Source organism: Algoriphagus jejuensis (assembly GCF_039523455.1).
GTDB classification, from domain to species: Bacteria; Bacteroidota; Bacteroidia; order Cytophagales; family Cyclobacteriaceae; genus Algoriphagus; species Algoriphagus jejuensis.
This window is the reverse complement of the sequence record NZ_BAAAFI010000002.1, coordinates 275,450-298,967: the sequence shown is the minus strand read 5'-3', so window position 1 is coordinate 298,967 and position 23,518 is coordinate 275,450. Positions and strand designations below refer to the sequence as shown.

General features: G+C 46.2%; 25 protein-coding genes. 21 read left to right on the top strand and 4 right to left on the bottom strand.

What is annotated here, in order from left to right; all coding sequences use genetic code 11:
* Positions 1 to 23: 23 nt before the first annotated feature.
* The gene (gene hflX, locus ABD031_RS02290; RefSeq protein ID WP_343848177.1) at positions 24 to 1,289 is read right to left on the bottom strand and encodes a GTPase HflX; all 1,266 of its coding nucleotides are present in this window, start codon (positions 1,287 to 1,289) and stop codon (positions 24 to 26) included.
* Between the two features lie 205 nt (positions 1,290 to 1,494).
* Between hflX and rfbC the strand changes: the two genes are divergently transcribed.
* From rfbC to purU, 8 genes are all read left to right on the top strand, one after another.
* Positions 1,495 to 2,049, top strand: coding sequence for a dTDP-4-dehydrorhamnose 3,5-epimerase (gene rfbC, locus ABD031_RS02285; protein WP_343848176.1), 555 nt, complete (start codon positions 1,495 to 1,497; stop codon positions 2,047 to 2,049).
* Positions 2,049 to 2,798: a tyrosine-protein phosphatase gene (locus ABD031_RS02280; RefSeq protein WP_343848175.1), complete on the top strand. Its 750-nt coding sequence runs from the start codon at positions 2,049 to 2,051 to the stop codon at positions 2,796 to 2,798. The genes rfbC and ABD031_RS02280 overlap by 1 nt, the downstream gene beginning before the upstream one ends.
* Positions 2,799 to 2,807: 9 nt before the next feature.
* The gene (locus ABD031_RS02275) at positions 2,808 to 3,767 is read left to right on the top strand and encodes an NAD-dependent epimerase/dehydratase family protein (protein ID WP_343848174.1); all 960 of its coding nucleotides are present in this window, start codon (positions 2,808 to 2,810) and stop codon (positions 3,765 to 3,767) included.
* 160 nt (positions 3,768 to 3,927) lie between these two features.
* Positions 3,928 to 5,343 (top strand): tetratricopeptide repeat protein, encoded by a 1,416-nt coding sequence (locus tag ABD031_RS02270; protein ID WP_343848173.1) that lies wholly within the window; start codon positions 3,928 to 3,930, stop codon positions 5,341 to 5,343.
* A gap of 17 nt (positions 5,344 to 5,360) precedes the next feature.
* Positions 5,361 to 6,131 (top strand): phosphosulfolactate synthase, encoded by a 771-nt coding sequence (locus tag ABD031_RS02265; protein ID WP_343848172.1) that lies wholly within the window; start codon positions 5,361 to 5,363, stop codon positions 6,129 to 6,131.
* A gap of 52 nt (positions 6,132 to 6,183) precedes the next feature.
* A complete protein-coding gene (locus tag ABD031_RS02260; protein ID WP_343848171.1) occupies positions 6,184 to 7,116 on the top strand; it encodes a polyprenyl-phosphate transporter in 933 nt (310 codons plus the stop codon).
* Complete coding sequence (locus tag ABD031_RS02255) at positions 7,116 to 7,853, top strand: shikimate dehydrogenase family protein (protein ID WP_343848170.1); 738 nt, start codon at positions 7,116 to 7,118, stop codon at positions 7,851 to 7,853. The genes ABD031_RS02260 and ABD031_RS02255 overlap by 1 nt, the downstream gene beginning before the upstream one ends.
* 127 nt (positions 7,854 to 7,980) lie before the next feature.
* On the top strand, positions 7,981 to 8,835 hold the full coding sequence (gene purU, locus ABD031_RS02250) for a formyltetrahydrofolate deformylase (RefSeq protein ID WP_343848169.1): 855 nt from the start codon (positions 7,981 to 7,983) through the stop codon (positions 8,833 to 8,835).
* Here the strand turns inward: purU and alr are convergent.
* Positions 8,832 to 9,986, bottom strand: coding sequence for an alanine racemase (gene alr / locus ABD031_RS02245; protein WP_343848168.1), 1,155 nt, complete (start codon positions 9,984 to 9,986; stop codon positions 8,832 to 8,834). The two genes, purU and alr, sit on opposite strands and share 4 nt — an antisense overlap.
* A 425-nt stretch (positions 9,987 to 10,411) precedes the next feature.
* Between alr and ABD031_RS02240 the strand changes: the two genes are divergently transcribed.
* The 12 genes from ABD031_RS02240 (at position 10,412) to ABD031_RS02185 (ending at position 20,094) form a co-directional block, all read left to right on the top strand.
* Positions 10,412 to 11,008: a hypothetical protein gene (locus tag ABD031_RS02240; protein WP_343848167.1), complete on the top strand. Its 597-nt coding sequence runs from the start codon at positions 10,412 to 10,414 to the stop codon at positions 11,006 to 11,008.
* Between the two features lie 387 nt (positions 11,009 to 11,395).
* Entirely contained in the window at positions 11,396 to 12,700 is a 1,305-nt protein-coding gene (locus tag ABD031_RS02235; RefSeq protein ID WP_343848166.1) for an APC family permease, read from the top strand.
* 283 nt (positions 12,701 to 12,983) lie between these two features.
* Positions 12,984 to 13,502: a nuclear transport factor 2 family protein gene (locus ABD031_RS02230; RefSeq protein WP_343848165.1), complete on the top strand. Its 519-nt coding sequence runs from the start codon at positions 12,984 to 12,986 to the stop codon at positions 13,500 to 13,502.
* 271 nt (positions 13,503 to 13,773) lie between these two features.
* Entirely contained in the window at positions 13,774 to 15,090 is a 1,317-nt protein-coding gene (locus ABD031_RS02225) for a DUF418 domain-containing protein (RefSeq protein WP_343848164.1), read from the top strand.
* Between the two features lie 46 nt (positions 15,091 to 15,136).
* Positions 15,137 to 15,994 (top strand): SDR family oxidoreductase, encoded by an 858-nt coding sequence (locus ABD031_RS02220; protein ID WP_343848163.1) that lies wholly within the window; start codon positions 15,137 to 15,139, stop codon positions 15,992 to 15,994.
* Positions 15,995 to 16,100: 106 nt separating this feature from the next.
* Entirely contained in the window at positions 16,101 to 17,105 is a 1,005-nt protein-coding gene (gene ahr, locus ABD031_RS02215; RefSeq protein ID WP_343848162.1) for an NADPH-dependent aldehyde reductase Ahr, read from the top strand.
* Between the two features lie 90 nt (positions 17,106 to 17,195).
* Positions 17,196 to 17,462 (top strand): hypothetical protein, encoded by a 267-nt coding sequence (locus ABD031_RS02210; RefSeq protein WP_343848161.1) that lies wholly within the window; start codon positions 17,196 to 17,198, stop codon positions 17,460 to 17,462.
* Positions 17,463 to 17,556: 94 nt separating this feature from the next.
* The gene (locus ABD031_RS02205; RefSeq protein WP_343848160.1) at positions 17,557 to 17,949 is read left to right on the top strand and encodes a RidA family protein; all 393 of its coding nucleotides are present in this window, start codon (positions 17,557 to 17,559) and stop codon (positions 17,947 to 17,949) included.
* 31 nt (positions 17,950 to 17,980) lie between these two features.
* Positions 17,981 to 18,283 carry an EthD family reductase gene (locus tag ABD031_RS02200; protein ID WP_343848159.1) on the top strand — a complete coding sequence of 101 codons (303 nt, stop codon included), beginning with the start codon at positions 17,981 to 17,983 and terminating at the stop codon, positions 18,281 to 18,283.
* A gap of 35 nt (positions 18,284 to 18,318) precedes the next feature.
* The gene (locus ABD031_RS02195; RefSeq protein ID WP_343848158.1) at positions 18,319 to 18,954 is read left to right on the top strand and encodes a DUF2306 domain-containing protein; all 636 of its coding nucleotides are present in this window, start codon (positions 18,319 to 18,321) and stop codon (positions 18,952 to 18,954) included.
* Positions 18,955 to 19,031: 77 nt separating this feature from the next.
* Positions 19,032 to 19,580, top strand: a complete 549-nt coding sequence (locus tag ABD031_RS02190; protein WP_343848157.1) for a RidA family protein — start codon at positions 19,032 to 19,034, stop codon at positions 19,578 to 19,580.
* A gap of 10 nt (positions 19,581 to 19,590) precedes the next feature.
* Positions 19,591 to 20,094 (top strand): YybH family protein, encoded by a 504-nt coding sequence (locus ABD031_RS02185; RefSeq protein WP_343848156.1) that lies wholly within the window; start codon positions 19,591 to 19,593, stop codon positions 20,092 to 20,094.
* Here the strand turns inward: ABD031_RS02185 and ABD031_RS02180 are convergent.
* Entirely contained in the window at positions 20,091 to 20,822 is a 732-nt protein-coding gene (locus ABD031_RS02180) for a LytR/AlgR family response regulator transcription factor (RefSeq protein ID WP_343848155.1), read from the bottom strand. The genes ABD031_RS02185 and ABD031_RS02180 overlap by 4 nt on opposite strands.
* Positions 20,819 to 22,765, bottom strand: coding sequence for a tetratricopeptide repeat-containing sensor histidine kinase (locus tag ABD031_RS02175; protein WP_343848154.1), 1,947 nt, complete (start codon positions 22,763 to 22,765; stop codon positions 20,819 to 20,821). Before ABD031_RS02175 ends, ABD031_RS02180 begins: the two co-directional genes overlap by 4 nt.
* Positions 22,766 to 22,960: 195 nt before the next feature.
* Between ABD031_RS02175 and ABD031_RS02170 the strand changes: the two genes are divergently transcribed.
* A complete protein-coding gene (locus ABD031_RS02170; RefSeq protein ID WP_343848153.1) occupies positions 22,961 to 23,479 on the top strand; it encodes a nuclear transport factor 2 family protein in 519 nt (172 codons plus the stop codon).
* The last annotated feature ends 39 nt before the right edge of the window (positions 23,480 to 23,518 follow it).

Genomic DNA, 23,518 nt, shown 5'->3' with positions numbered 1-23,518 from the left:
GTTGCCAACCGGTTTAGAAGCAATCAATCCATATCAGACTTTTCTGTCCAGTCTATCACTTCGTCTTCCAAGTAGTGCGGATAGATCTTGCGATGCTGCTTTTTCACTTCAGCCAATAGCACCTCCCGGAACTCTTCTACATTCACGCCGGAAGCTGCAGCCATGAACACCGGCTTAATTCCGTTTTTCTTCTCGTAGGCCTCGCTCAAGGCTTTAAAATCCAGGTAGCGGGCTTCCTGAAGTTCGTGCTCGCTGATCTGCTGTGCTTCTTCCAATGAAGGCATCTGCTGAACCAGGTCGATCTTATTGAAGACCAGCAACACCGGCTTGTCACCCACTTTGATTTCGTTTAAAGTCTGAGTCACGACACCTATGTGATCCTCAAATGCGTGATGTGATAAATCAACCACATGGACCAGTAAGTCTGCTTCTCGGATTTCGTCTAAGGTCGATTTAAAGGACTCAATCAGACGGGTAGGGAGTTTTCGGATGAACCCGACCGTATCCGAAAGCAGGAAGGGGATGGTGTCCAATACGACCTTGCGCACCGTAGAATCCACCGTGGCAAACAACTTGTTTTCGGCCAGAATATCGGTTTTGGTGATCAGGTTCATTAGCGTGGATTTGCCCACATTGGTGTATCCTACCAGCGCTACACGAACTACTCCAGCCCGGCCTTTTCGCTGAGTGACGCCCTGTTTTTCGATTTCCTCCAGCTTTTCTTTCAGCAAAGTGATCTTTGCACGGATGTCCCGTTTATCCGTTTCGATCTCCTTTTCTCCTGCTCCACCTCTCGTACCTGTGCCTCCTCGCTGTCGCTCCAAGTGCGTCCACATATTGGTCAGCCGGGGCAAGAGGTATTGGAACCTGGCAAGTTCTACTTGGGTTTTAGCCTGCGCGGTCTTAGCTCTCTGGAGGAAAATATCCAGAATCAACAGGGATCGGTCATAGATTTTGACTTTGATCTCATTTTCCAAGTTGCGCATCTGAGAGGGAGAAAGATCATCGTCGAAGATCACCATGTCGATCTCAAAATGTTCGACGTAGGATTTGATATCCTCCAGTTTACCCGATCCTACGAAAGTTCGAATGTCCGCTTTTTCCATTCTTTGGGTAAATCGGTACACAGTCTTTGCACCGAGCGTTTCGGCCAAAAAAGCCAATTCGTCCAAGTGTTCTTCGACTTCTTGCTCACTTTGCTGTTGGCGAATTAAAGTGACCAAAACGGCCGTTTCCGGCTTGGGCGCGGTATCGTGGAGTTTTTGAAGTTTTCTGGAAAGTTTACTCATAGCAAGGTATATTGGGATAACTACAAGCCCAAATCAGCGAATTTCGTTCCTATTTATAAGATTATCCGGTGCGGGTCAAGTTGTTTGCAGCGTAGCTTTAGCAATTCACGAACGCAAATTTGGACATAATTCCTTACAATAGATTAGGATAGTCAGGGACTGAGTGGTTATTTTACTGCTCAAAGCCGCAGAATATATTCCCAAAATGGCAGAAATACGAAGCACTCCCATCTCAGGCCTTTTTGAGATTTTTCCCAGAATATTTCCAGACAACAGAGGCTATTTCTTTGAATCCTTTCGACAAGACTGGTTGCAAAATGAAGGAGTTGAGGTCAACTGGATTCAGGACAACCAGTCGTTTTCCCAAAAAGGAACCGTCCGCGGACTGCATTTCCAGCATGCTCCTTTTGCACAGGCAAAGTTGGTGCGTGTGATTACTGGCAAAGTCCTGGACGTTGCGGTTGATTTGCGTAAAGGATCTCCGACGTTTGGAAAGTATCACTCCGTCGTACTGGATTCAGAGAGGAACAACTTATTTTATGTTCCTGCGGGTTTTGCACATGGTTTCTCCGTTTTGGAGGATGCAATTTTTGCCTACAAATGCTCGAATTATTACCACAAACCTGCTGAGGGCGGAATCCTTTGGAATGACCCTGCGTTAGCTATCGATTGGCGAGTAGATAACCCGATCATATCTGACAAGGATAAAGTCTGGTTGACGCTGAAAGAATTTAAAACTCAAAGCGGAGGCGGATTATAATGGGATGGTTTGATCTATTCAAAAGAACACCGGAGGTTACCGAACCCCTCGACCTTTCTTGGTTGAAGGTGGATATGCACTCTCATCTGATTCCCGGAATAGATGACGGTTCCAAAACCATGGAAGAATCCATCGAGTTGGTGAGAAGATTAGCTGATTTCGGGCTAAAGAAGATTATCACTACGCCACACGTCATGTCGGAGTATTACCGCAACACGCCCGAGATCATAGGGATGGGCCTGGAAGATCTCCGGAAAGCTGTCAAAGCAGCGGGCATTTCCATCGAGATCGGTGCGGCGGCAGAGTATTATATGGACGAGATTTTTCTCGAAAGAGTGATGGGCGAACAAAAGCTGCTCACCTTTGGAGACGGCTATATTCTGGTAGAAACGGGATTTATCAACAAGCCCCAGATGCTGCTTGATATTATTTTCAATCTGGAAATGGCAGGCTACAAGCCGATCTTAGCCCATCCCGAAAGGTATCAGTACCTAATAACAGACAAAAAACTGCTAGACGATCTGATCGAACGAAAACTTCTATTCCAAGTGAACATGCTGTCTTTCACCGGGTTTTATTCCAAGCAAGTGAAGGACTTCGCGGAGATGCTGGTGGATCGTAATGTCGTGTCTTTGCTCGGCACAGATTGTCACAATGCGCGCTACCTAGATATGTTGGACACCTTGCCAAAGCATCGTAAGATCTTCGAAAAAATCCAAACCCTCGACTTAATCAACACCCGATTGTAATCCCAGGCCATGAATATTCTGATTACGGGAATTACTGGGTTTTTTGGAAGTGAACTGGCCAGAGAATTCAGCCAGATGGGTAACATTCACGGACTAAAGAGACGGGGGTCTACCACTTCGCTTTTGGACACCTACGGTTTCCCGATCCATTGGCACCACGGCGAGCTTTCAGATTCAGACTCTTTGCTGGACGCACTGACAGGAATTGACCTGGTGATTCATTGCGCCGGATTGGTTTCCTTTTCCGCAAAAGACAAAAATCGACTCTACGAAGTCAATACGATTGGCACAGCCAACTTAGTCAATGCGATGCTGATTGCGGGGGTTACCAAACTTGTTCATGTCAGTTCGGTTGCAGCGATCGGCCGAAGTCCCGAGCTAAAGGTGATCACTGAGGAGTATAAGTGGACCGATTCTCCCCTGAATACGGAGTACGCAGTTTCCAAATATTTGGCAGAGCTCGAAGCCTGGAGAGGCGAGCAAGAAGGTATCGAACTGATCGTGATAAATCCCTCAGTCCTCCTTGGCAAGGCCAGCTATGGAAAGAGCAGCACCACGATCTACGGGTATGTGTTGAATGAAAATCGGTTTTTCCCGAATGGGGATCTAAACTACATCGACGTCAGAGATGCCGCCAAGATCACCAAATTGCTGGTCGAGAAAGGGGCCTGGGGAGAGCGTTTTATACTGAACAGAGAAGCTATTTCCTTTGAAGTATTTTTCGGAGCAGTAGCAGCTATTTTTGGCAAAAGGGCTCCAAATTTACCGCTGAGCGACTGGCAGGTTTCGGTGTTTTTATGGGTAGTAACGCTGTTTCGTTTTTTGGGGCTGAATGCTTTTCCGGTGGACAAAAAAACCGCCAAACTTTCCCAGCAGAAAATCTATTTTGACAACTCAAAGACCCAGAAACTATTGGCCTATGACTACTTTTCCCTCAAGGAAAGTCTGGAATGGGCAAAAAGACCCTGAATCAAACTTATCTTTTATCGGATGCGTTTAGAAATCTGAAAGCCCAAAAAATCACCCTTTTCCTGGGCAGATAAAAATATCCGGGAATTGAAAATTTAACAAACGCGAATTTTGAGATCCCTGTTTTATTGGTATCTTAAATAAACCATAACACCATCGAATGACCGGAGATCACGATCAAGACTGGGAAGAGGACAAAAAGCTCGTGGAGCGATTCGAGAATTCCCTGAAATCAAACCTGGACCTCTATTTCGAAGAAGAAGAACTGGAAGATATCATCCGGTTTTACTTTGATCAGCAAAAATTTCTCAAAGCACTTAGAGCCTCCGAATTTTCTCTGGAAAAGTTTCCTTTTTCGGTAGAGATTCGTCTGCTCAAAGCGCAGTGCCTGATCTTTAACGATGAGTTAGACGAGGGATTGGGCATTCTGGAAAACCTCAACAACCTCTCTCCAAACAACGAAGACATCGTATTGGCACTGGCCAATGCGCAGATTCTGGCTGGAAATCACCAGGAAGGAATTGAATTGCTGGAGAACTATCTGCCGATGGCAGAAGACAAAGCTGAGGTTTTTTATTCCCTGGGAAATCTCTTCCGAGCCAAAGGAGACAACAGCAAGGCCAGTGACTACTTCAAAGAAGCTGTAAAGAATCGGATTAACCACGAGGATGCATTGTTTCAATTGGCGATGATCACAGAGGAGGAAGGTTCCTTTGACGAAATCCTTCAATTTTACCAGGAGTTTATCGATCAGGATCCCTACTCTGCTGGTGCTTGGTACAATTTGGGTGTAGTTTACAACCGACTTGGGCGTTTTGAAGACGCGATTTCAGCCTACGAATACGCCTTGATCATTGATGATGCTTTCGCCTCGGCGTATTTTAACATGGGCAATTCCCTGATGAATACCCAAAACTACGAGGCCGCTCTCGAAGCTTACCAAAACACAATCAACTGCGAAGGCGTCAATGCCGAAAACTGCTGCTACATGGGTGCTGCCTATGAGAAGCTGGAGAGGATCGATGAGGCATTCAAATACTTTAAAAAGTCCGCAAAACTCGACGAAGAGTACGATGACGCTTGGTTTGGTCTGGGAATGTGCATGCTGAAAAAGGAAAAATTTTTCGAAGCAATTCACTACTTTAAAAAGGCGCTGAATCTCAACAAAGACAACGCTAACTATTGGGTAGGTCTGGCTGATGCGGAGTTTAATCTGGGAAATATGCAGGCTGCATCTGAGGCATACGAAGAGGCTATTAACCTGGAACCCGGCATCATGGAGACCTACGTCAATCTCTCGGTTATTTATTTTGAGCAAAACCGCTTCGAGGAAGCAATAGATGTCGTACGGGAAGGAATTGAAGAAGCTCCGGAGGAGCCAGAGCTGTACTACCGCATGGTGGTGTACCTCGTAAAAATGGGCAAATACAAAGAGGCGTTTTCATATTTAGAAAATGCGTTAACTTTGGACTTTGATAGGCATACCATCTTGTACGAATTGATGCCGGAGCTGAAGCAACAGAAGGCCATCTACAAGATCATCGCCCAACATCGGGATGACCATTCCCAGCTCTAAACTTTAAAACCTGGCAAATGAATTATGTGCTGAAGAATATTCCTGTACGGACTGAGAAGCCACGTACCACGGGATTTACTATGGCTATGGACAAGGGTCTTAGCCTTCGGGAAACCGAGGATTTTGTAGATAGCTGTGCTGACTTTGTTGACATTGTCAAACTTGGGTGGGCGACCTCCTATGTCACCAAGCGTCTCAACGAGAAACTTGCGGTCTATAAGGCAGCCGGTATCCCCGTCTACCTGGGAGGGACACTTTTTGAAGCTTTTATCGTAAGGGGCCAATTCGAAGATTACCAGCGGGTACTCGACAAGTACGAACTTGAATTTGCAGAGGTGTCTGACGGATCGATCTCGCTGAACCACGACAAGAAATGTGAATACATTCAGACCTTGGCCAAGCAGGTAACCGTACTTTCCGAAGTTGGGTCTAAGGATGCAGCCAAGATCATCCCTCCTTACAAGTGGATCGAGCAGATGCAGACCGAGCTTGCGGCCGGAGCCTGGAAGGTAATCGGCGAAGCAAGAGAGGGCGGTAATGTCGGTCTTTTCCGTGATTCGGGTGAAGTGCGCCAAGGCCTCGTGGAAGAGATTCTGACCCAAGTTCCGGAGGAAAGAATCATCTGGGAGGCACCTCAAAAATCCCAGCAGGTCTGGTTTATCAAACTCCTTGGAGCCAATGTCAATCTTGGAAATATCAGCCCTACCGAAGTGATTCCTTTGGAAACGATCCGATTGGGACTAAGAGGCGACACGTTCGACCACTTCCTGGGAGAAATCAAGCTTTAAAAAATACTCCACCTACTTAGGCTAATCGATTCATCGGTCAGCCTTTTTTTCTATGAAATCAACGAAAAAATACGCGCTTACCTACTTCAAAGGGATGGCCATGGGTGCGGCAGACATTGTGCCGGGCGTATCTGGCGGTTCGATTGCACTTATCGCCGGGATCTACCAGGAGCTGCTCAACAGCATTAATTCGTTTACGCTGGATAACGTTAAGCTGCTCGCCAAATTTGAGTTAAAAGGCTTTTTCAAGGCGGTTAACGGGTCGTTTTTGCTCAGTCTCTTCTTGGGCATCCTGACCAGTGTCTTTGCGCTCTCCAGCGTGATCACCTACCTGATGAGCAATCACCCGATTCCGTTGTGGTCTTTTTTTACTGGCCTCATCTTGGTCAGCGCATTCTTAATTTTGAGAGACATCAAACGTTGGCATTTGGGTGTGGTTTTGGCGGTGATCGTCGGAGCCGGTATCGCTTGGTGGGTCACCAATTTGCCCCCTACGACCACACCAAATGCGACTTGGTTTACCTTCCTGTCAGGATCAATTGCCATCTGCGCGATGATCCTTCCAGGCATCAGCGGTAGCTTTATCCTCTTGATTTTAGGTCAATACGAGGCAATTCTTCAAGCGGTCAAAGACCGAAACATCTTCAAATTGGCGGTTTTCGCCGCTGGCTGCGTAGTGGGAATTCTATCCTTCAGTCGATTGGTTTCTTGGTTGCTGAAAAAATACCATTCCGCGACAATTGGTCTGCTTTCTGGTTTTATGCTCGGCTCGGTCAATGAACTTTGGCCTTGGAAGTTAGTACTGTCTTGGAGGACAAGTTCCTCAGGTGAGCAAAAGCCTTTTTTGGATAAAAATGTGCTTCCAGGAGATTACCTCGAGTTGGTAGGGCATGAACCTCAAATTACGGCTGCGATCACTGCCTTCGTCTTCGGGATTGTTTTGGTTTTATTGATTGAGCGGCTAGCCGCAAAATTGCTGGACTGATGAGAAAATTTGGACTGATCGGCAACCCGCTTACCCACTCTTTTTCCAAAAAATATTTCACGGAGAAATTCGAGAAAGAGAGCATTCGAGGCTGTGTGTTTGACTTGTATGAGATCCCCCAAATCGGAGATTTTGAACAAGTCTTGGCAGAAAACCCCGAGTTGGAGGGCATAGCGGTTACGATTCCTTACAAGGAGCAGGTCATGCCTTTTCTCGATCAACTCGATCCAGCTTGTGCCCAAATCGGCGCAGTGAATTGCATACGAATCCGTAACGGCAGGCGCGAGGGATTCAACACGGACTACATCGGATTCAAAGATTCGCTGAAGAGCTGGCTAGGTGATACGATTCCAAATGCGCTTGTATTGGGAACCGGCGGTGCATCTAAGGCGGTCAAAGTCGCTTTGGAAAACCTCGGCGTAGCATTTCTGTCGGTCTCCCGAAACAACGGAGAAAAGCAGATCACTTATTCGGATCTTGCGAGAGATCCTACATTTTTGCAAAATAATCCCCTGATCATCAACACAACTCCGTTGGGGACTTTTCCCAAGACAGAAGAAATGCCCGACATTCCACTTGAAATGCTCAATGACACGCATCGCGTCTATGACTTGGTTTACAATCCCGCCAAGACGATGCTGATGAAAGCTTGCGTAGCAAGAGGCGGACAGGCAAAGAACGGGATGGATATGCTGGCCTTACAAGCCGAGGTCAACTGGACGATCTGGAATTCCTAAACCAGCGCTATGAAATCGAACATCTCCCAGGCGACACACAGTGGAATGATTATTCACCATGCAATTTTTCTCCGTATAGCCCCGGAGGTATCCGCGTGGATGACAGCTAATACCAAATAATAAACACATGAAAAAAGCCATTCTTCTCATTCAATGCCCTGACCAAAAAGGAATAGTAGCGGAAGTTTCGCGGTTTCTGTATTCCTACAATGGCAACATTCTCGAAGTCGATCAACATGTAGACGTTGAGATGGGTATGTTTTTTATGCGTGCAGCCTGGGAGTTGGATTCTTTTTCTTTGGGAAAAGACGAAATCCTACCTCGCTTTGAGCAAGAAGTCGGGCAGCGATTTAGCATGGAGATCAAGCTTCATTTTGATTTTCCCAAGCCAAGGATGGCCATATTTGTCAGCAAGCTATCGCATTGTCTTTTCGATATCCTAGGCAGACATCATGCTGGGCAATTGGATGTGGACATCCCGATGGTGATCTCCAACCATCCAGACTTAAAGACGATTGTGGAGGCATTTGGCATTCCTTTCTTCCATATCTCAGTCACCGCCTCAAACAAAGAAGCTGCGGAGACGCATCAACTGCGACTTTTAGCCGAACAGAGGGTCGATTTCATCGTTTTGGCCCGCTACATGCAAATCGTGTCGGGAGACTTTATCCGGCATTTTCCCAATCGAATTATCAACATCCATCATTCTTTTTTGCCCGCGTTTGTGGGAGCTCGACCGTATCATGCCGCTTTTGAGCGTGGTGTGAAAATCATCGGTGCAACGGCACATTATGTCACCGAAGAGCTGGATGCCGGCCCGATCATCGAGCAGGAAGTAGCGAGGGTAAGGCACCACAATAACATTGCGGAACTGGTGCAGATTGGTCAGGATGTGGAGAAAGTAACGCTCTCCAAGGCCATCAAATACCATGTCGAACGCAAGGTGATGGCCGTCGGCAACAAGACGATTATCTTCTATTAATCGACAATTATTCTAGGAATACGCGCCGCCAAACGGGTTAGCATTTCGTAATTGATCATCTCTGAAGTTTCTGCAAAGGAACTTACCGTGATTTCTTTGTCGCCTTGATTTCCAATCAAGATGACCTCGTCTCCGGGCTGTACATTTTTCAAATCGGTGACGTCGACCGCCACGGCATTCATATTGACATTGCCGATCACGGTGCAGAATTCTCCTCCGATTAGCACTCGTCCCGTGTTGCTGAGATTGCGGCCATAGCCGTGTGAGTAGCCCACGGGAATGATGGCTAAGGTCATATCCCGCTTGGCTTGGAAGCCCTTTCCGTAGCCGACGAAGGATCCGCTTTCGACTATTTTCAGGCTCATGACCTGTGTTTTCCATGTCAGCAGACGCTTGAGCGGATTGGGGTTTTCTGGAGAAAGATCGCTCTTGATCAGCTCATAAGTTTCCCGTGTCGGCCAAAATCCATAGCCTGCAATCCCGATGCGTACCAAGTCAAAGTGCGTTTCGGGAAATAGTAGCGTTGCAGCTGAACAGGCCGTGTGGGTTCGCTCGAAGGTGATTTGATTTTCCAAAAAATAGGCTCTGAACTGATCAAACAGAACGATCTGCTCCAAAATTCGCGTGTGGTTTTGCGCAGTTTCGGCTCCGGCATAGTGGGTACAAAGACCCTTTAACTCCAGGATCGATGCATTTACTCGAAGCCTGTCCAAGAGCTTTGCTCTATCATGCCAGTCAAACCCGGTACGGTGAAATCCCGTTTCCACCTCCACATGAATAAGGGCTTTAATCCCCACGCGCTGCGCTATTTCGATTGCGGCTTCCAATCGCTCAAAATCAAATACGTAAAACTGAATTCCCTTCTCAATCAATTCTGGAATCTCAGCCGGATGCAGCATTCCCATGATCATGATTTCGTTCGGTTGGGCACTGCTAGTCAGCACCTCGCGCGCCTCATCCGAGCTGAACGTGCTAAAGTGGCGGATTCCAGCCTGCTCAGCAACCTGAACCATCTGACAGATTCCATGTCCATACGCATTGCCCTTTACCACCGCGGAGACGACGGCTTCCGAGCCGATTCTTGAGCGAATGAAAGCGATATTTTGGCCATAAGCACTGGCGCTGATTTCCAGGCGGGAAGAGTGTTGCATGGGTTATTCAGAATTAAAAGCACAGCTTGAATATACTAATCCTTCACTGGAAAAATGGTTGGCTGCCGGATGACCGAGGCGGCCCACTAGCTGGATAGGTTATTTTAATTCTTTGGGTATTGAAAAATGAAGGGATTGAAAAATTGGATTCAGCAATTAACCATAGATGGACAGACAACTCCGCGCATCAGTGGCCATTTCTAACTGCTGAGCCAAGTCGAAGCGTCGGTCATCAAGCCCGATTTTCATGGCAAATCCGCGTACTGGCAACATTGCATTTAAAAAGATTAAGTTTTTCCCCGAAAAGAAATCAAATCACTTAGGGAAGAAATCCATGCGCTTTGTACTAACTCAGCAGTATGTAGTTAGATTTTTAAGCTTTTTTAAAACAAACATCCGTTTTTTCAACACTAAAAATCACAATTATGAAAAAGCCTCTTTTCCCTTTACTCGCCATTTTATTCCTATCCTCCTGCGAAATAGACAACATGATCGACAATCATCCAGATCAAGAAATCGCTGAAAAGAATACAATAGCAATGCACAGTACCAAGATCGAAAAAACTGATTTTGCTGGTCTACACGAAGACATTGAATCCAGTTCAGTAAATCAGTCTAGTAAAATCTGGAATGTCACAGACGAATATGTACTACCCGGTACGACATCAGACGGTCTCGCTACCGGTTTCACGGTTAAGGAAGGCATCCCTCTCCTCCTCACAGCCTCGGGTGAAGTTGGATTCTATTTCGCTGGACTTACTGATCCAGCTACGCCAAACGGCCGGCCAGAATTAGGTTCAATCAACGGTCTTCCGCTGGTATCGCTAGTCGCCCGCGTTGGTGATGGAGAGTTCCAATTCGTCGGCACCGGCCCCACACAACTCACAGGAAGCGGTGAGCTAGTCCTCTATGTTAATGACAGCTTTTTTGGAGACAACTCTGGTGCGTGGACAGTAGAAGTAAGCTACCGCTGTTTTCCAGGGTATGGATTAGGAGATAAGAATCATTATCACTGCAAGTAGCCCAAGTAAAAGATTATAAGATCGAATGAGAAAGACCTGTGAAAAGGCACGGTCTTTCCTATCGATTCCCGTTCACAAGCTTGATTTTCTGAAATCCCAACCTCTAAGGATTAAGAGCTAGAACTCCGTTGATTCCGCTGTGAATGTTCCTCCACTTTTCGCTCCCATATCACCAGGGTTTCGAGGTCTTTCTACATCTAGGCAACAATGCTTTTCATGCTTAGCAGAACAGGTAGATTTTGACTTTCGATCTCAAACTCAACGATTTTCTCCTTTTTTCATCGAGCCTAAAAAGGGCCAACTCTTTGGTCAGGTTTTATTTCTAGGAAAAACATTTAAATTGATCTTAATGACAAACTTTATCCTCTCCCATTTTTCAAAACACCTTTGAAAACCAACCAAGAAGAATTAAAACGTAAAATAGGTGTTTGGGGACTTTCCGCGAATATAGTTAACATCATAGTGGGCGCAGGAATCTTTGTTCTGCCGGCAATAATCGCCGAAATCACAGGTGCCGCAGGAATCCTTGTTTACTTGTTTTGTGGATTTCTGATCGCCTTGGTGATGCTCTGCTTCGCGGAAGCGGGGAGTAAAGTGACCCGATCCGGAGGTGGCTATGCCTATGTGGAAACAGCCTTTGGGCCTTTCCCGGGATTTTTGGCCGCGGTATTTTTGATACTCGGTTCGACATTTTCCGATGCCGCGGTTGCCAATGCCCTAGTAGAACTTCTCAGCCTTGCCTTCCCGATTTTCAAAACCACTTACGGTAGACTCGCCTTTTTAATCCTGATTTTCGGCGGGCTAGCGTCACTTAATGTCCTCGGTGTCAAACAGGGCATCGGCTTGGTGAAAATCAACACCGTCGCGAAATTGACACCAATCTTACTTTTGATTCTCTTTGGTTGGAAAGATGTCTCTCTGGCGAATTTAAGCTGGGAAGCTACTCCTACTTTGGAACAGTTTGGTACAGCCTCCCTGATTTTGTTCTTTGCATTTCAGGGAGGCGACACGGGATTGATCGTCGGCGGGGAAATCAAAAACCCGCAAAAAACCGTCCCTAAGGCTATTTTTATCGGGATTTCATTTGTCCTTGTTCTCTATATCCTGATTCAATCCGTTGCTCAGGGGATATTGGGAAGCGAGTTGCCGATGTACAAAGAGGCTCCTCTAGCCCAAGCAGCCAATGTCATTTTTGGGCCGATCGGATATACGGTTTTGATTCTCGGTGCTGGGATTTCGATGTTTGGCATGTTGAGCGGCGAGATTCTTAATCTTCCGCGGGTCATCTTTGGGTTGGCGAGTGATCGGGTGATTCCCTTAGAAAAGCTGGCTATTGTCCATCCCAGATTTAAGACACCCCACTTGGCAATCATGCTCTACGCAGGAATCGGCTTTTTTACTGCATCCGTAGGCGGTTTCAAACAATTGGCGGTGATTGCCTCCGCGAGTATGCTGTTGGTTTATTTTGGCGTTTCCCTAGCCGTGGTGAAACTTCGAAAAATGAAAAAAACTGCAACAGGTGAGTTCAAGCTCCCTTTTGGCTACACCATTCCCATACTTTCGGCGGGCATTATTCTCTTTTTCCTATCAAATTTAGGTGGTTACGAAAAATCTGGACTACTCGTTTTTATAGGAATATTGACACTCATCTACTTCATCTTGCAGTATGTTCGCCGGCAAAAGGGACGGTAGCTCTGAGGAATAAGCCGAAGCTTTTTCTGGATTAGTTACCGACTGGATTTTTCCAACCAAGTAGGGTACTTTGACTTTGATAGCGCGTGCTTTTTGTCCCGCTGTTTCAGGTTCTTTTTTGCCTCCCTCCACAGCTCCCAGAAAAAAACTCTTCAGTTCCCGGACAATAAAACAACAAGCTCGTCCAATTCTGTTTTTGAATTCCTAAGAATCTCTTGAGCTTAAATTATTGGCTGTCAGCTAATTTAATTTTCCAAACAACGTTCTAATAACGCATATAATCATGAAAATAGCACAAAAATCCCTGGTATTGGTCTTGGTGATGGTCCTGACGATCATGAGCACAAAGGCCCAAGAAGTTACCCTTGATTTCAATAACGCCGCTTCTATCTTGCAACTCACCCAACAATACGTAGGAGCCCTACAAGCCGGCGACGTGTCCAAGATGGACGCAGCATTAGCCCAAAATGCAATGATCTACGGATTAGGCGGTGCCTTGGACTCGCTCACCAAAGCCCAACACAAAGAATACTATACCACCAGTACCACCAATTATACTCATACTATCACCGGTGAATTGTATCTGCCTGTGAAGGTGACCAACAACTGGAATGAAGGAGAGTGGGTTTTGGCTTGGGGCACAAACACGCTTACCGATAAGGCGACCGGAAAAACCATCACAGTGCCCTACCACACCGCTTCGCTCATTGAGAACGGCAAAATTATCAGAGTTCATTATTGGTACGACATGCTGAACGTACTGCAAAGTCAAGGCTTTCAAATCACACCTGCTGCAAATTGACAGCGCTTAACTTCGATCAATTTTTTCAACCAATGCGCTTCGAAAATTATCACCTCGAAGTGCATTGGTTTTTCTATTCCAAGCGCAAAATCCAGCCAAAGCCCATCGTATCGCTACAAGGTAGATCGGGAAAATTCCTAAGTTCTTCGGACAATTTTGCCCCCAGCTCGTCCCAGATAGATTCCGAATCCGGATGGTTTTCGATAGCTTTTTCGTACCGAGCAAACTTTTAAATCTAATCCCTTCTCCCTTCTGATAGTCGCCCACTCCCATGGAAAAAACTGTAAATCCAGAATTAGTCCCCGTCCAACAGGCAGACCGGATCCTCTCCTTGGATGTCATGCGAGGGTTCGTCCTCTTTGGTATCCTATTGATGAATATCAATGGTTTTGGACTCGGCTTTGGCTACAATGCCCCCACAGTCCAAGGTGGCGATACCGGACTGAATCTCTACACTTGGATGATGACCAACCTTTTTTTTGAGGGAACGATGCGCGCTTTGTTTTCCCTGCTATTTGGGGTAGGCATGTTTATTTTTCTGGACCGCCTCGTCAAAAAAGGCGCTGGTATAAAGGCTGCAGATGTCTATTTCCGAAGGATCACCTGGCTGTTGGTTTTTGGCCTAATCCATGGATATCTCTTGCTTTGGCTTGGCGAGATCCTTTATGACTATGCGTTGATGGGCTTTTTGGTCTATTCCTTCCGATCGATGGCTGCCAAAAAATTGATCCTTGTCGCACTGTTACTGTTTTGCATAGGAACAGTTTGGAATTATTTCGACTTCGCCGGACAAAAAAAGCTGGTCAATCAAGTTGCAGAGGCAAATACCTTGACTGCCTCGGGGAAGGAACTTTCCAAAGAGCTAAAAGCTGCGAGGGAAGCTTGGGATGATCAGGTAAAAGAACGCTCAGCAGAAGCCACAGCAGAGTTTAACCAAGGAATGCGCAATGGATATTTTGGTGCAGTAGCTTTCCTGGCACCATTCAATATGGAGTTTGATATAGAAATGCCCTACCGTACCGATGTCTGGGATGTGCTGAGCATGATGCTTTTTGGAATCGCACTGTTCAAATTGGGATTTCTCAGTGGAGACAGACCGGCTGCTCAGTACTGGCTTATGGTTTTGATTGGCTACGTGATTGGAATCGCGATCAATTACTATGAGATGCAAACTATCCTCGAAGCCAAGTTTTCCATTTTATCTTACAAACAGGCGGATGTTTCCTACTACTGGGGGCGATTTTTTGTCTCTATTGGTCATGTAGGTTTAATCATGCTTTTTTGCAAAGCTCCTTTTTTAGATTGGATGAAAAACGGCCTAGCAGCAGTCGGCAAGATGGCCTTGACCAATTACCTGATGCATTCGGTGATCTGTATGGTCATTTTTACAGGCGTTGGTTTTGGCCTAATCGGCAAACTGGAACGCTACGAATTGCTTTACGTCGTAGTTGGCACTTGGATCTTTCAGTTGATCCTCAGTCCGCTCTGGCTTCGGTATTATTATTATGGACCGATGGAGTGGCTATGGAGAAACCTGAGCTATCGCAAAGTGCATGCGTTCAGAAAATCCCCTCCAGAGACCTTATGATCACTATCCCGAGTTTTTCTCGCCCTTTCATTCAACCCAAAAAACAATGAAAAAAGTAATCGTAACCGGATCTAGCAGAGGAATTGGCTTGGCTATCGCGCTGGCATTTGGCCGGGCAGGTTTTCAAGTTTTCGCTACAATGCGGAATCCCGCAAAAGCAATCGAACTTTCAGAAATAGTCTCAGCAGAGTCCCTTCCTGTCACACTGCATAAGATGGATGTCAATTCAGACATTTCAGTGAAGTCTTTTATGGATGAAATCATCATCCAAAATGGATCCATTGATATTTTGGTCAACAATGCTGGAATTGGCCTGACTGGGTCAATTGAGGAGATGCCCATTTCTGATTTTCGATCGGTTTTTGAGACGAATTTATTTGGGGCTGTTCGCTGTATTCAAGCTGTAACTCCTTCCATGCGAGCGCAAAAAAGTGGTTGCATCATTAACATTACCTCCGTCTCCGGCCGATTGACAAGCTCCCCTCTAGGATGCTACTCGGCAAGTAAGTTTGCTTTGGAGGCGATCAGCGAAGCGCTCGCACAGGAGCTAAAGCCCTTCAATATCCGCGTGGGTGTCATAGAACCTGGTATCATTGACACCGATATGGCTCATGAGATTGAAGGCGCATCATCATCCCTTTATCCCACTTCCAAACGAATGTCAGATCTATTCTTCGCTTCCCTGAAGACTCCAACGTCGGCTAGCCTAGTTGCAGAAAAAGTGTTGGAATTTGCCGCAGGTGATTCTTGGACACTTCGACATCCTGTAGGGCCAGATGCGCTTCCATTTATCCAATGGCGCATGTCCATGACTGACGAGGAATGGATAGATCGGCAAAGCGTTTCTGACGAAGAATGGTACGATGCTGTCGAGCGGGACTTCGGGATGGATGCGAGGAGGTGAATAGTACTGATGAATGCCTGATGACTGGTGACCGATGTTTTTGAAATGTCATGAATGCCTAATGATAACACATATCATATAACCAATTTTTAAAATTATCTAGACCATGAAAGTATCAGCCTATGCGGCCAAAGGCCCACATGAAAAATTAGAAGCTTTCTCCTACGAAATGGGAGAACTGGGCCCTGAACAGGTCGATGTCAAAGTTCTTAATTGCGGCATCTGCCACTCAGACCTGAGCATGATCAATAATGACTGGGGAATGTCCTCCTTTCCCATAGTGCCAGGACATGAGATCGTGGGTGAGGTAGTTGCCACAGGAAATGCAGTTAAGAACATCAAAGTCGGTGATAAAGTAGGCGTAGGTTGGTTTTCCGGTTCTTGTATGTCCTGCCATGAATGCATGGATGGTGCGCATCACCTATGTGGCTCTGCAGAATACACCATCGGTGGCAGACACGGAGGTTTTGCAGATTACGTGCGAAGTCATTGGTCCTGGGCCATTCCCTTGCCAGAGGGCATTGATTTAGATAAAGTTGGGCCACTACTCTGTGGAGGGATTACTGTTTTCAATCCCATTATTATCGCTGGGGTAAAAGCAATCGACAAAGTTGGCGTGATTGGCATCGGCGGTCTAGGTCACATGGCGCTCAAGTTTCTTAACAAATGGGGATGTGAAGTCATCGCCTTCAGCTCTAATCCTGCCAAAAAAGAGTCCATTATCGCTATGGGAGCGACCAAAGTGGTGGATTCCACCAATCCTGAAGAATTAGCAAAAATCGCCGGAAGCTTGAATTTCATTTTGAACACCACCAATGTGCCCTTGGATTGGAATTCATACCTCGTTGCACTCGCACCCAAGGGTAAATTCCATAATGTCGGAGCTGTGCTAGAACCAATGGCTATCCCAGCCTTCACCCTCCTGACGGGGGAAAAATCAGTGACAGGCAGTCCACTAGGAAGTCCGGCTTTGACACGTACGATGCTTGAGTTTTGCGTGCGACATGATATCTATCCGATCACGGAAGAATTCCCTATGTCTCAGGTAAATGAGGCTTTGACACATTTGGAGTCTGGAAAGGCGAGGTATCGAATAGTCTTAAAAAACTAGTGCTTACAAAAGATCAATGAAGAATATTTAAGATTAAAATGGGGCTGCCGAAAACCATCCAGAGTAGGCTAAAAATAAACGATAAAAGAAATGGCAACTTATGTATTTCGACACAAAGTAGGAGATATCGATACTTGGCTAAAAGGCCATGACGATAGGGTAAGGCTATTTGCACCAGCCTCCAACGGATTCAGAACCTTTCAAGATGCTGATGACCCCAACTCCATTGTAATAGTCATCGATACGGATGACATCGAAAAATTAGGGGCAATTATCAACGATCCAAAAATCCAGCATATAAAGGATCAACATACGGTTCTGGAGCCCATAACTATGTCAGTAGAGGTAAAATTATAATTAAAATAAATACTTAGGAATCGAGGGTAGTGTGCTTTAACCAGCGACACCACCACCCCAAAATTTCTTGTTTGGAATTCAAACTCAATTAAAAATGAAATCTGAAAAACCAGAATACTTCCTGCTACGGCCTGAAGTGGAAAACGCCTATGGATACAGCCATGCTGTCAAAATAGGAAATTCGATCAAAGTATCTGGTGCTGTAAGCATGGATGATGAAGGGGCGCCTACTGCTGTGGGAGATCTTCTCCAACAGATGAAAAACTGCTATGCTGATCTGGAAAAGGTCTTGAAACATTACGGCTGCACTTTTGACGATGTGGTGGTTGAGAATGTGTTCACCACCGATATGCAGACATTTTTGGAGCATGCTGCATATAGAAGCACCATTTATACGACGCATTTCCCAACGGGCTCCTGGCTGGAGGTCAAAGGCTTGGCATTGCCGGAATTTCTCATCGAGATCGAATTGGAAGTACATAAATAATGGAATAATCAAAAACCATAAAAAAATAACCATGATCAAAATAACTGTTCTCTACGGACATCCCACAGATCCAGCAGCTTTTGAAAGCTATTATGTAACGACCCATATGCCATTAGTTGGCAAAATTAAAGGCATGGCAAAAGCCGAAGTCACTAAGTTTTTGCCAAATGCAGACGGCTCTCAGCCCGAATATTACCGCATGGCTGAGCTTTGGTTTGGTTCACCTGAAGCAATGCAGTCCGCATTAGGTTCACGCGAAGGAAAAGCGACCATAGACGATCTGGCAAACTTCGCCACGGGCGGTGTCAAGGTACTAGTCGGTGTAGTAGGCTAATTCAGATTTCATAAAACCACCTACCTTTTTTCCAAATGAACTCAAACCCACAGGTTCTATTATCGAGACCCAAATCTAAGCTAGTTCCGATTCTGTGGATTTTGGTGATCCTTTTCGCTGGGAGATTTATAGTCAAAGATGCTCTTCCCTACTACGGAATGGATGAGGAGGTTTTTGGGAGATTTTGGAATTGGAAATGGCCACTTATCGGCCACGTTTCCGGAGGACTGATCGCCTTGCTTATCGGCCCGTTTCAATTTTCGACTACGTTCCGAGAAAAACACCTGCACATCCACCGCTGGATGGGTCGCACCTATCTGGTGGCGATCCTGATCGCAACCATTTCCTCGTCGTATCTGGCTTGGACTACTGCGCTCGCCATCCATTGGTCTTGGGCTTTGTCGTTACAAGGATTGGCTTTCGCGTGGATTGTCACAGCCGGAATGGCATTTATCTCCATCAAACGAGGCCATCGTCAGCAGCACAAAGAATGGATGATCCGGAGCTATGTGGTGACGTTCGCTTTTGTGACGTTTCGGTTTATCAATGAAATGGAAAGCGTCAGGGCACTCGGAAATTTCATCGAGCGAGGCCCGACCGAGATTTGGGTTTCTTGGGCTATTCCTTTGCTGGCGGCCGAAGTCGTGATGAGTTTGAATCGAAAAAATTAGAAATCAGAGTACTCACAAGCCCCTTACTTTTAATGGGTTAACGAGGAATTAATTTTCACCCATTTTCATCACATCCCATGAAAGACTCATTCCAACTTATCCTCTTGGCGTACTTCGGCATCGCCTTTTTGCCCAGCTGCCAATCTGCTCCTGTAGCACCGCCTCCACCACCCGTTGAGTTCGATGCCCCCGATTATTTCCTTCTTCGTCCCGAACTTGAAAAATCTTATGGCTACTCCCATGCCGTGCGAATTGGTAACAATCTGATCATCTCCGGCGCGGTCAGCATGGACGATGCGGGCAATCTCATCGGGCATGGGGACATGGCTCTGCAGATTAAAAATTGCTACGCTGATTTGAAGAAAATCCTAGATCACTACGGCTTCGAAGTCGAAGACGTTGTAGTCGAAAATATTCTCACTACCAACATGGAGGAGTTTATAAAGGTCTCAGCCCTTCGAAACGAAATCTATACGCAATATTTCCCGACTGGAAGTTGGATTCAGGTCTCAGGACTTGCGCTTCCGGGACAGCTTATCGAGATCGAATGGGAAGCTCTTAAATCGCACTGGCGTCCTCAGCACACTTTCAAACCAAAAAAACATTCAACAAACAAAACCACTTAAAACGATCTTATTGACGGCAATTTCGGTCGTCTTATTTGCAGGAAGCTGCAATACTAAACCAAGTACAGGCGAATCACAGGCTATAACTCCCACATTCAATTTGGAAACCGCCAAGGCCGAGATCGAAGATGCCAATCGTCGTTTTATGACCGTTCTGGCCAATGGTGATTCCATAGGGATCGCGAATTCCTATACTTCCGGTGCCAAAGTCATGTTTGCCGGGGCTCCTTCGCATGTTGGGAAAGCAGCGATTCAGACGAAATTCTCGCAGATTATCAATTCCGGAGTGACGAAAGTTGAACTCAAAACGACGGAAGTTTTTGGTAGCGAGGCGCTATTGGCCAAAGGGGCAGAAGTGACCGTATATGTCAGTGATATCGCCGTAGGAGAAGAGAAATACATCATTCTCTGGAAAGAAGAAGACGGCAAATGGAAGCTGTTCAGAGATATTGCACTCCAATTCAGAATAAAAATACCTATCCAGGCGCAGAAAATGAGCAGCCAGTTTAGCTAAACCTTATTCATCAACCGAAAAAGATCCTCCTTGTATTGCTTGCCAATAGGGAGGATTTTTCCTTTCAACTCCACGTGAGAGTCCGCCACCGCTTCGAGCTTGGAAAAGTTGACCATGAAGGAGCGATGGATTCGGACAAACCGCTTTTGATCGATCTTTTCACAAAGCTTATTGAGTGGGCTGACGATAGTATAAGCCTGAAGGGAAGTATTGATCTTGCAGTAGTTTCGCTCGGCCTCCACCCAGAGAATGTCCTCCAGCATGACTTTGACAAGCTTGTTTTGATTCCGGATAAATATCCGATCCTCTTTCGCATCGTAAAATGGCTCCTCGTGGGAGATTTCTCCAGTGTTTTCTTTGATCCGCTCTTCGACCAGGGCGATAGTTCGCTCCAGATTCAGCTTGGAGAAAGGCTTCGGGATAAAGGCATAAGGAGACGTTTCTTTGGCTTTCTGAAACGTCGCGTCGTCCTGGTTGGCCGTGAGATAGATAATTGGAATGTCCAGAATCTTTTGAATAGCCTTCGCCGCCTCAATTCCATTGGTCTCCCCCCTGAGCTGGATGTCCATCAAGATTAGATCCGGCTTGGCATCCAGCGCATGGTGGATGGCCTCTTCCGCCTTGGTTTCGATCCCTGTCACTTCGTAGCCGAGATTGCTGAGCTGCAAACTAATATTTGCTGCAATAATCATGTCGTCTTCTACGATTAGAATTCTGGTCGCATTCATGCTGCTTTGTTAAGTAAAAATTCAAATGAAAAGGCCGTACCCGAGGCCGTAACCAAGGTCATCTTGCCATCCAACTGCCGGGTAAGTAGCTTGATCAGTTCACTGCCAAAGCCGGTTCCCTGCGAGGAAGAGTTCTCCGGGATTCCGATTCCATTGTCGGCTACTTCCAAAAACAGATTGCCGGATTTTTCATACAAAGAGACTGTAATCTGTCCCGCGCCTTTTTTCGGAAATGCGTACTTTAGCGAATTGGATATCAGCTCATTAACGATCAGCCCGATGGGAATTGCGGTATCTACGTCCAATTTTAAGGGATGCATCTGGGTGCCAAAAGCGATTCGGCCTTCCGCGTCAAAGGTGTCCAAAATAAATCTCCCCAGGCTTTCAAAAAACTCCTTCATCTCGACCTCTTTTAGATTGTCTTCTTTATACAGCCGGAGATGGATCATTCCCATGCTCTGCACCCTCGTACAGGTCTCTTCCAGAATTCTCTGAAGCTCCGGATTGTCGATCGAGCCGATTTGTAGACTCAAAAGACTTGAAATAGTCTCTAGGTTATTTTTGACACGGTGATGGATCTCCTTGAGGAGGAACTCATTTTCCTCGTTCTTTTTCTCCAAGAGGTGGCTGTACTTCCTTTTTCTCAAAAAGACCCGATACAGGATAAATAAGAGGATCACGAGCACAATCGCCAGTGTCAAGTAGAGTACCATCAAGATGCGTTGTTTCCCCAGTTCGGATTCTTGCAGCTTGATTGTGTTTTCTTTTTGAGCCACATTCATATGCGTCTGCAGGAGAGCTATTCGAGCCTCCGCCTCTGCGGTGAAAACATCCTTGCGGTAAAGATCAGCTTTGCGCGACGCAGAGAGCGATTCCTCAAAATCGCCGGATCCTTCATAGGCTTCGCTCAACGCTTCGTAGGCTACACTCAGGTAAAACTTATCCCCAAAATCAGGCTTGATCCTCGCCAAACCAGTTTCCAAAAATCCTGCCGCCTGCACAAAATCTCCCGAGGCATTGTTCGACTTGCCTAGGGAAAGATAGGATCGCAAGATCATAAATTCATTTTCGAGCAGTTCGGCGTATCGGAGCGCCTCCAGTCCTGACTGCGTGGCCGCCGGGAAATCGCCCATTCCGCATTCCAGATTGGACAGCGCGATGTAGGTGTCTGAGAGATTGTTGTAAAAGCCGTACTGCTCTCCCAGCAAGATTGAGCGCTGAAAGTATGGAAGCGCATCGCTGGGGCGATCCAAATCAACCAAAAATTGACCCACGAGGTGAAGGGTAAAATCGTAATCGAGGTCTTTGAGACCTCTTTTTTCAAAAATTTCCAGTGACTTCAAACCGTAGTCCAGTGCTGTTTGAAACTTTCCCTGCTTCCAAAACAAGTTGCTCATGTCTGAATAGGCCATCGCTATTGCCTTGAGATCTCCGTGTTTTTCCCCGATTTGCAGGGTCTTCGCAGCAAAGTCAAAGGCCTCGCCCAGCATCCCTTTCCGCTCATAGACATAGCCCAGATTGGTATACAGCAGCCAAGCCTCGCTTTCTGGGATCTTTGCTATTGCTGCGTTGAGCACGGACTCTGCCTTTTCCAACTCCTCCATTCGCAGCAAAATCGCCCCCTGAGACACCATCAGGTGCCCTTCCCAATAGCTGTCTTCTTTTGCGCGGGCTTCCTTCAAACCAAGGGCAATGAATGAAAGCGCTTTCTTCAGATTTCGGGTATGGTAGTAGTAACCCAGATCATTGATCAACTCCAAGCGCAAGACAGAGCCCTCTGGAATATTAGGATAAGTAGCCTCCATTCGATCCAGATAATCAAAGCCATATTTATCAGTTTCAACAAAGACTCTTTTGTATTGAAAAAATCCATTTCGCTCTTCGATTTGACCAATCAAGCTTAAAGGGAGTAAAAAAACTGCTAGAAAAACTACTTGCTTCATTCTACAATTTAACAAATTGGAACGTTTGAAGATCAATTATTTGTGTCTAAAAAGCATTTTGGAAAATTTAACCCTACTCTTGGAAAGTAGAAGTAGGCGTTCATCCTCGATGGCTTGGATCGAAACTTCTATAAATCCAACTTACTCTATTGAGAAGTCAATTCTTTTCTGCCCAATCGACTAAACCTTCACCCTATGAAAAATTTGTCAGTGATTTTACTCTTCGCCCTTGCCGTCGCCTGCGGCCCTGATCAGCGCTATACCCAGCGGTCGACAGAGATTGATTCGGTGAAAGCCTTGTTTGTCGCCTATAAATCGGGTGACTTGGAATCCCAGCGATCGTTCTATGCCGAAAATGCCGAGATCTACTACAATGTTCCTGAGTCTGATCCATCGACCTTTGATCAAATCCTGGAGAGGCAAAAGAACGATCTAATCGGGATTTCCGAGTACTCGGTTGACTTCACCGATGACGAGATCGAGATGGTCACCACCGATAACGGCGAAACTTGGGTGAATGTCTGGGGAGAATGGAAAGCGACACTAGCCGCCACCGGTAAAGAATTTGTCATTCCAGTGCACGAAACCTTCCAGTTTGTAGATGGCAAAATCGTCAAGGAATTTGGCTATTGGGACAATTCTCCCGTCATGATGGCTTTTATGGAACTTGAAGCAGTACAGATGGCCGCATCGGATACTCTCCCGGCAAAGTAATTCTCCGCAGCGACTCGTACTGAAATTTTTGCTGTCTAA

What these genes read in the sequence shown, in the direction of transcription:
- ABD031_RS02240 (WP_343848167.1), top strand. Translation starts at nt 10,412, where the DNA reads ATGAAAAAGCCTCTTTTCCCTTTACTCGCCATTTTATTCCTATCCTCC.
- ABD031_RS02270 (WP_343848173.1), top strand. Translation starts at nt 3,928, where the DNA reads ATGACCGGAGATCACGATCAAGACTGGGAAGAGGACAAAAAGCTCGTG.
- ABD031_RS02205 (WP_343848160.1), top strand. Translation starts at nt 17,557, where the DNA reads ATGAAATCTGAAAAACCAGAATACTTCCTGCTACGGCCTGAAGTGGAA.
- ABD031_RS02175 (WP_343848154.1), bottom strand. Translation starts at nt 22,765, where the DNA reads ATGAAGCAAGTAGTTTTTCTAGCAGTTTTTTTACTCCCTTTAAGCTTG.
- purU (WP_343848169.1), top strand. Translation starts at nt 7,981, where the DNA reads ATGAAAAAAGCCATTCTTCTCATTCAATGCCCTGACCAAAAAGGAATA.
- ABD031_RS02280 (WP_343848175.1), top strand. Translation starts at nt 2,049, where the DNA reads ATGGGATGGTTTGATCTATTCAAAAGAACACCGGAGGTTACCGAACCC.
- ABD031_RS02195 (WP_343848158.1), top strand. Translation starts at nt 18,319, where the DNA reads ATGAACTCAAACCCACAGGTTCTATTATCGAGACCCAAATCTAAGCTA.
- ABD031_RS02220 (WP_343848163.1), top strand. Translation starts at nt 15,137, where the DNA reads ATGAAAAAAGTAATCGTAACCGGATCTAGCAGAGGAATTGGCTTGGCT.
- ABD031_RS02200 (WP_343848159.1), top strand. Translation starts at nt 17,981, where the DNA reads ATGATCAAAATAACTGTTCTCTACGGACATCCCACAGATCCAGCAGCT.
- ABD031_RS02230 (WP_343848165.1), top strand. Translation starts at nt 12,984, where the DNA reads ATGAAAATAGCACAAAAATCCCTGGTATTGGTCTTGGTGATGGTCCTG.
- ABD031_RS02265 (WP_343848172.1), top strand. Translation starts at nt 5,361, where the DNA reads ATGAATTATGTGCTGAAGAATATTCCTGTACGGACTGAGAAGCCACGT.
- ABD031_RS02180 (WP_343848155.1), bottom strand. Translation starts at nt 20,822, where the DNA reads ATGAATGCGACCAGAATTCTAATCGTAGAAGACGACATGATTATTGCA.
- ABD031_RS02210 (WP_343848161.1), top strand. Translation starts at nt 17,196, where the DNA reads ATGGCAACTTATGTATTTCGACACAAAGTAGGAGATATCGATACTTGG.
- ABD031_RS02225 (WP_343848164.1), top strand. Translation starts at nt 13,774, where the DNA reads ATGGAAAAAACTGTAAATCCAGAATTAGTCCCCGTCCAACAGGCAGAC.
- rfbC (WP_343848176.1), top strand. Translation starts at nt 1,495, where the DNA reads ATGGCAGAAATACGAAGCACTCCCATCTCAGGCCTTTTTGAGATTTTT.
- alr (WP_343848168.1), bottom strand. Translation starts at nt 9,986, where the DNA reads ATGCAACACTCTTCCCGCCTGGAAATCAGCGCCAGTGCTTATGGCCAA.
- ABD031_RS02190 (WP_343848157.1), top strand. Translation starts at nt 19,032, where the DNA reads ATGAAAGACTCATTCCAACTTATCCTCTTGGCGTACTTCGGCATCGCC.
- ABD031_RS02260 (WP_343848171.1), top strand. Translation starts at nt 6,184, where the DNA reads ATGAAATCAACGAAAAAATACGCGCTTACCTACTTCAAAGGGATGGCC.
- hflX (WP_343848177.1), bottom strand. Translation starts at nt 1,289, where the DNA reads ATGAGTAAACTTTCCAGAAAACTTCAAAAACTCCACGATACCGCGCCC.
- ahr (WP_343848162.1), top strand. Translation starts at nt 16,101, where the DNA reads ATGAAAGTATCAGCCTATGCGGCCAAAGGCCCACATGAAAAATTAGAA.
- ABD031_RS02275 (WP_343848174.1), top strand. Translation starts at nt 2,808, where the DNA reads ATGAATATTCTGATTACGGGAATTACTGGGTTTTTTGGAAGTGAACTG.
- ABD031_RS02170 (WP_343848153.1), top strand. Translation starts at nt 22,961, where the DNA reads ATGAAAAATTTGTCAGTGATTTTACTCTTCGCCCTTGCCGTCGCCTGC.
- ABD031_RS02255 (WP_343848170.1), top strand. Translation starts at nt 7,116, where the DNA reads ATGAGAAAATTTGGACTGATCGGCAACCCGCTTACCCACTCTTTTTCC.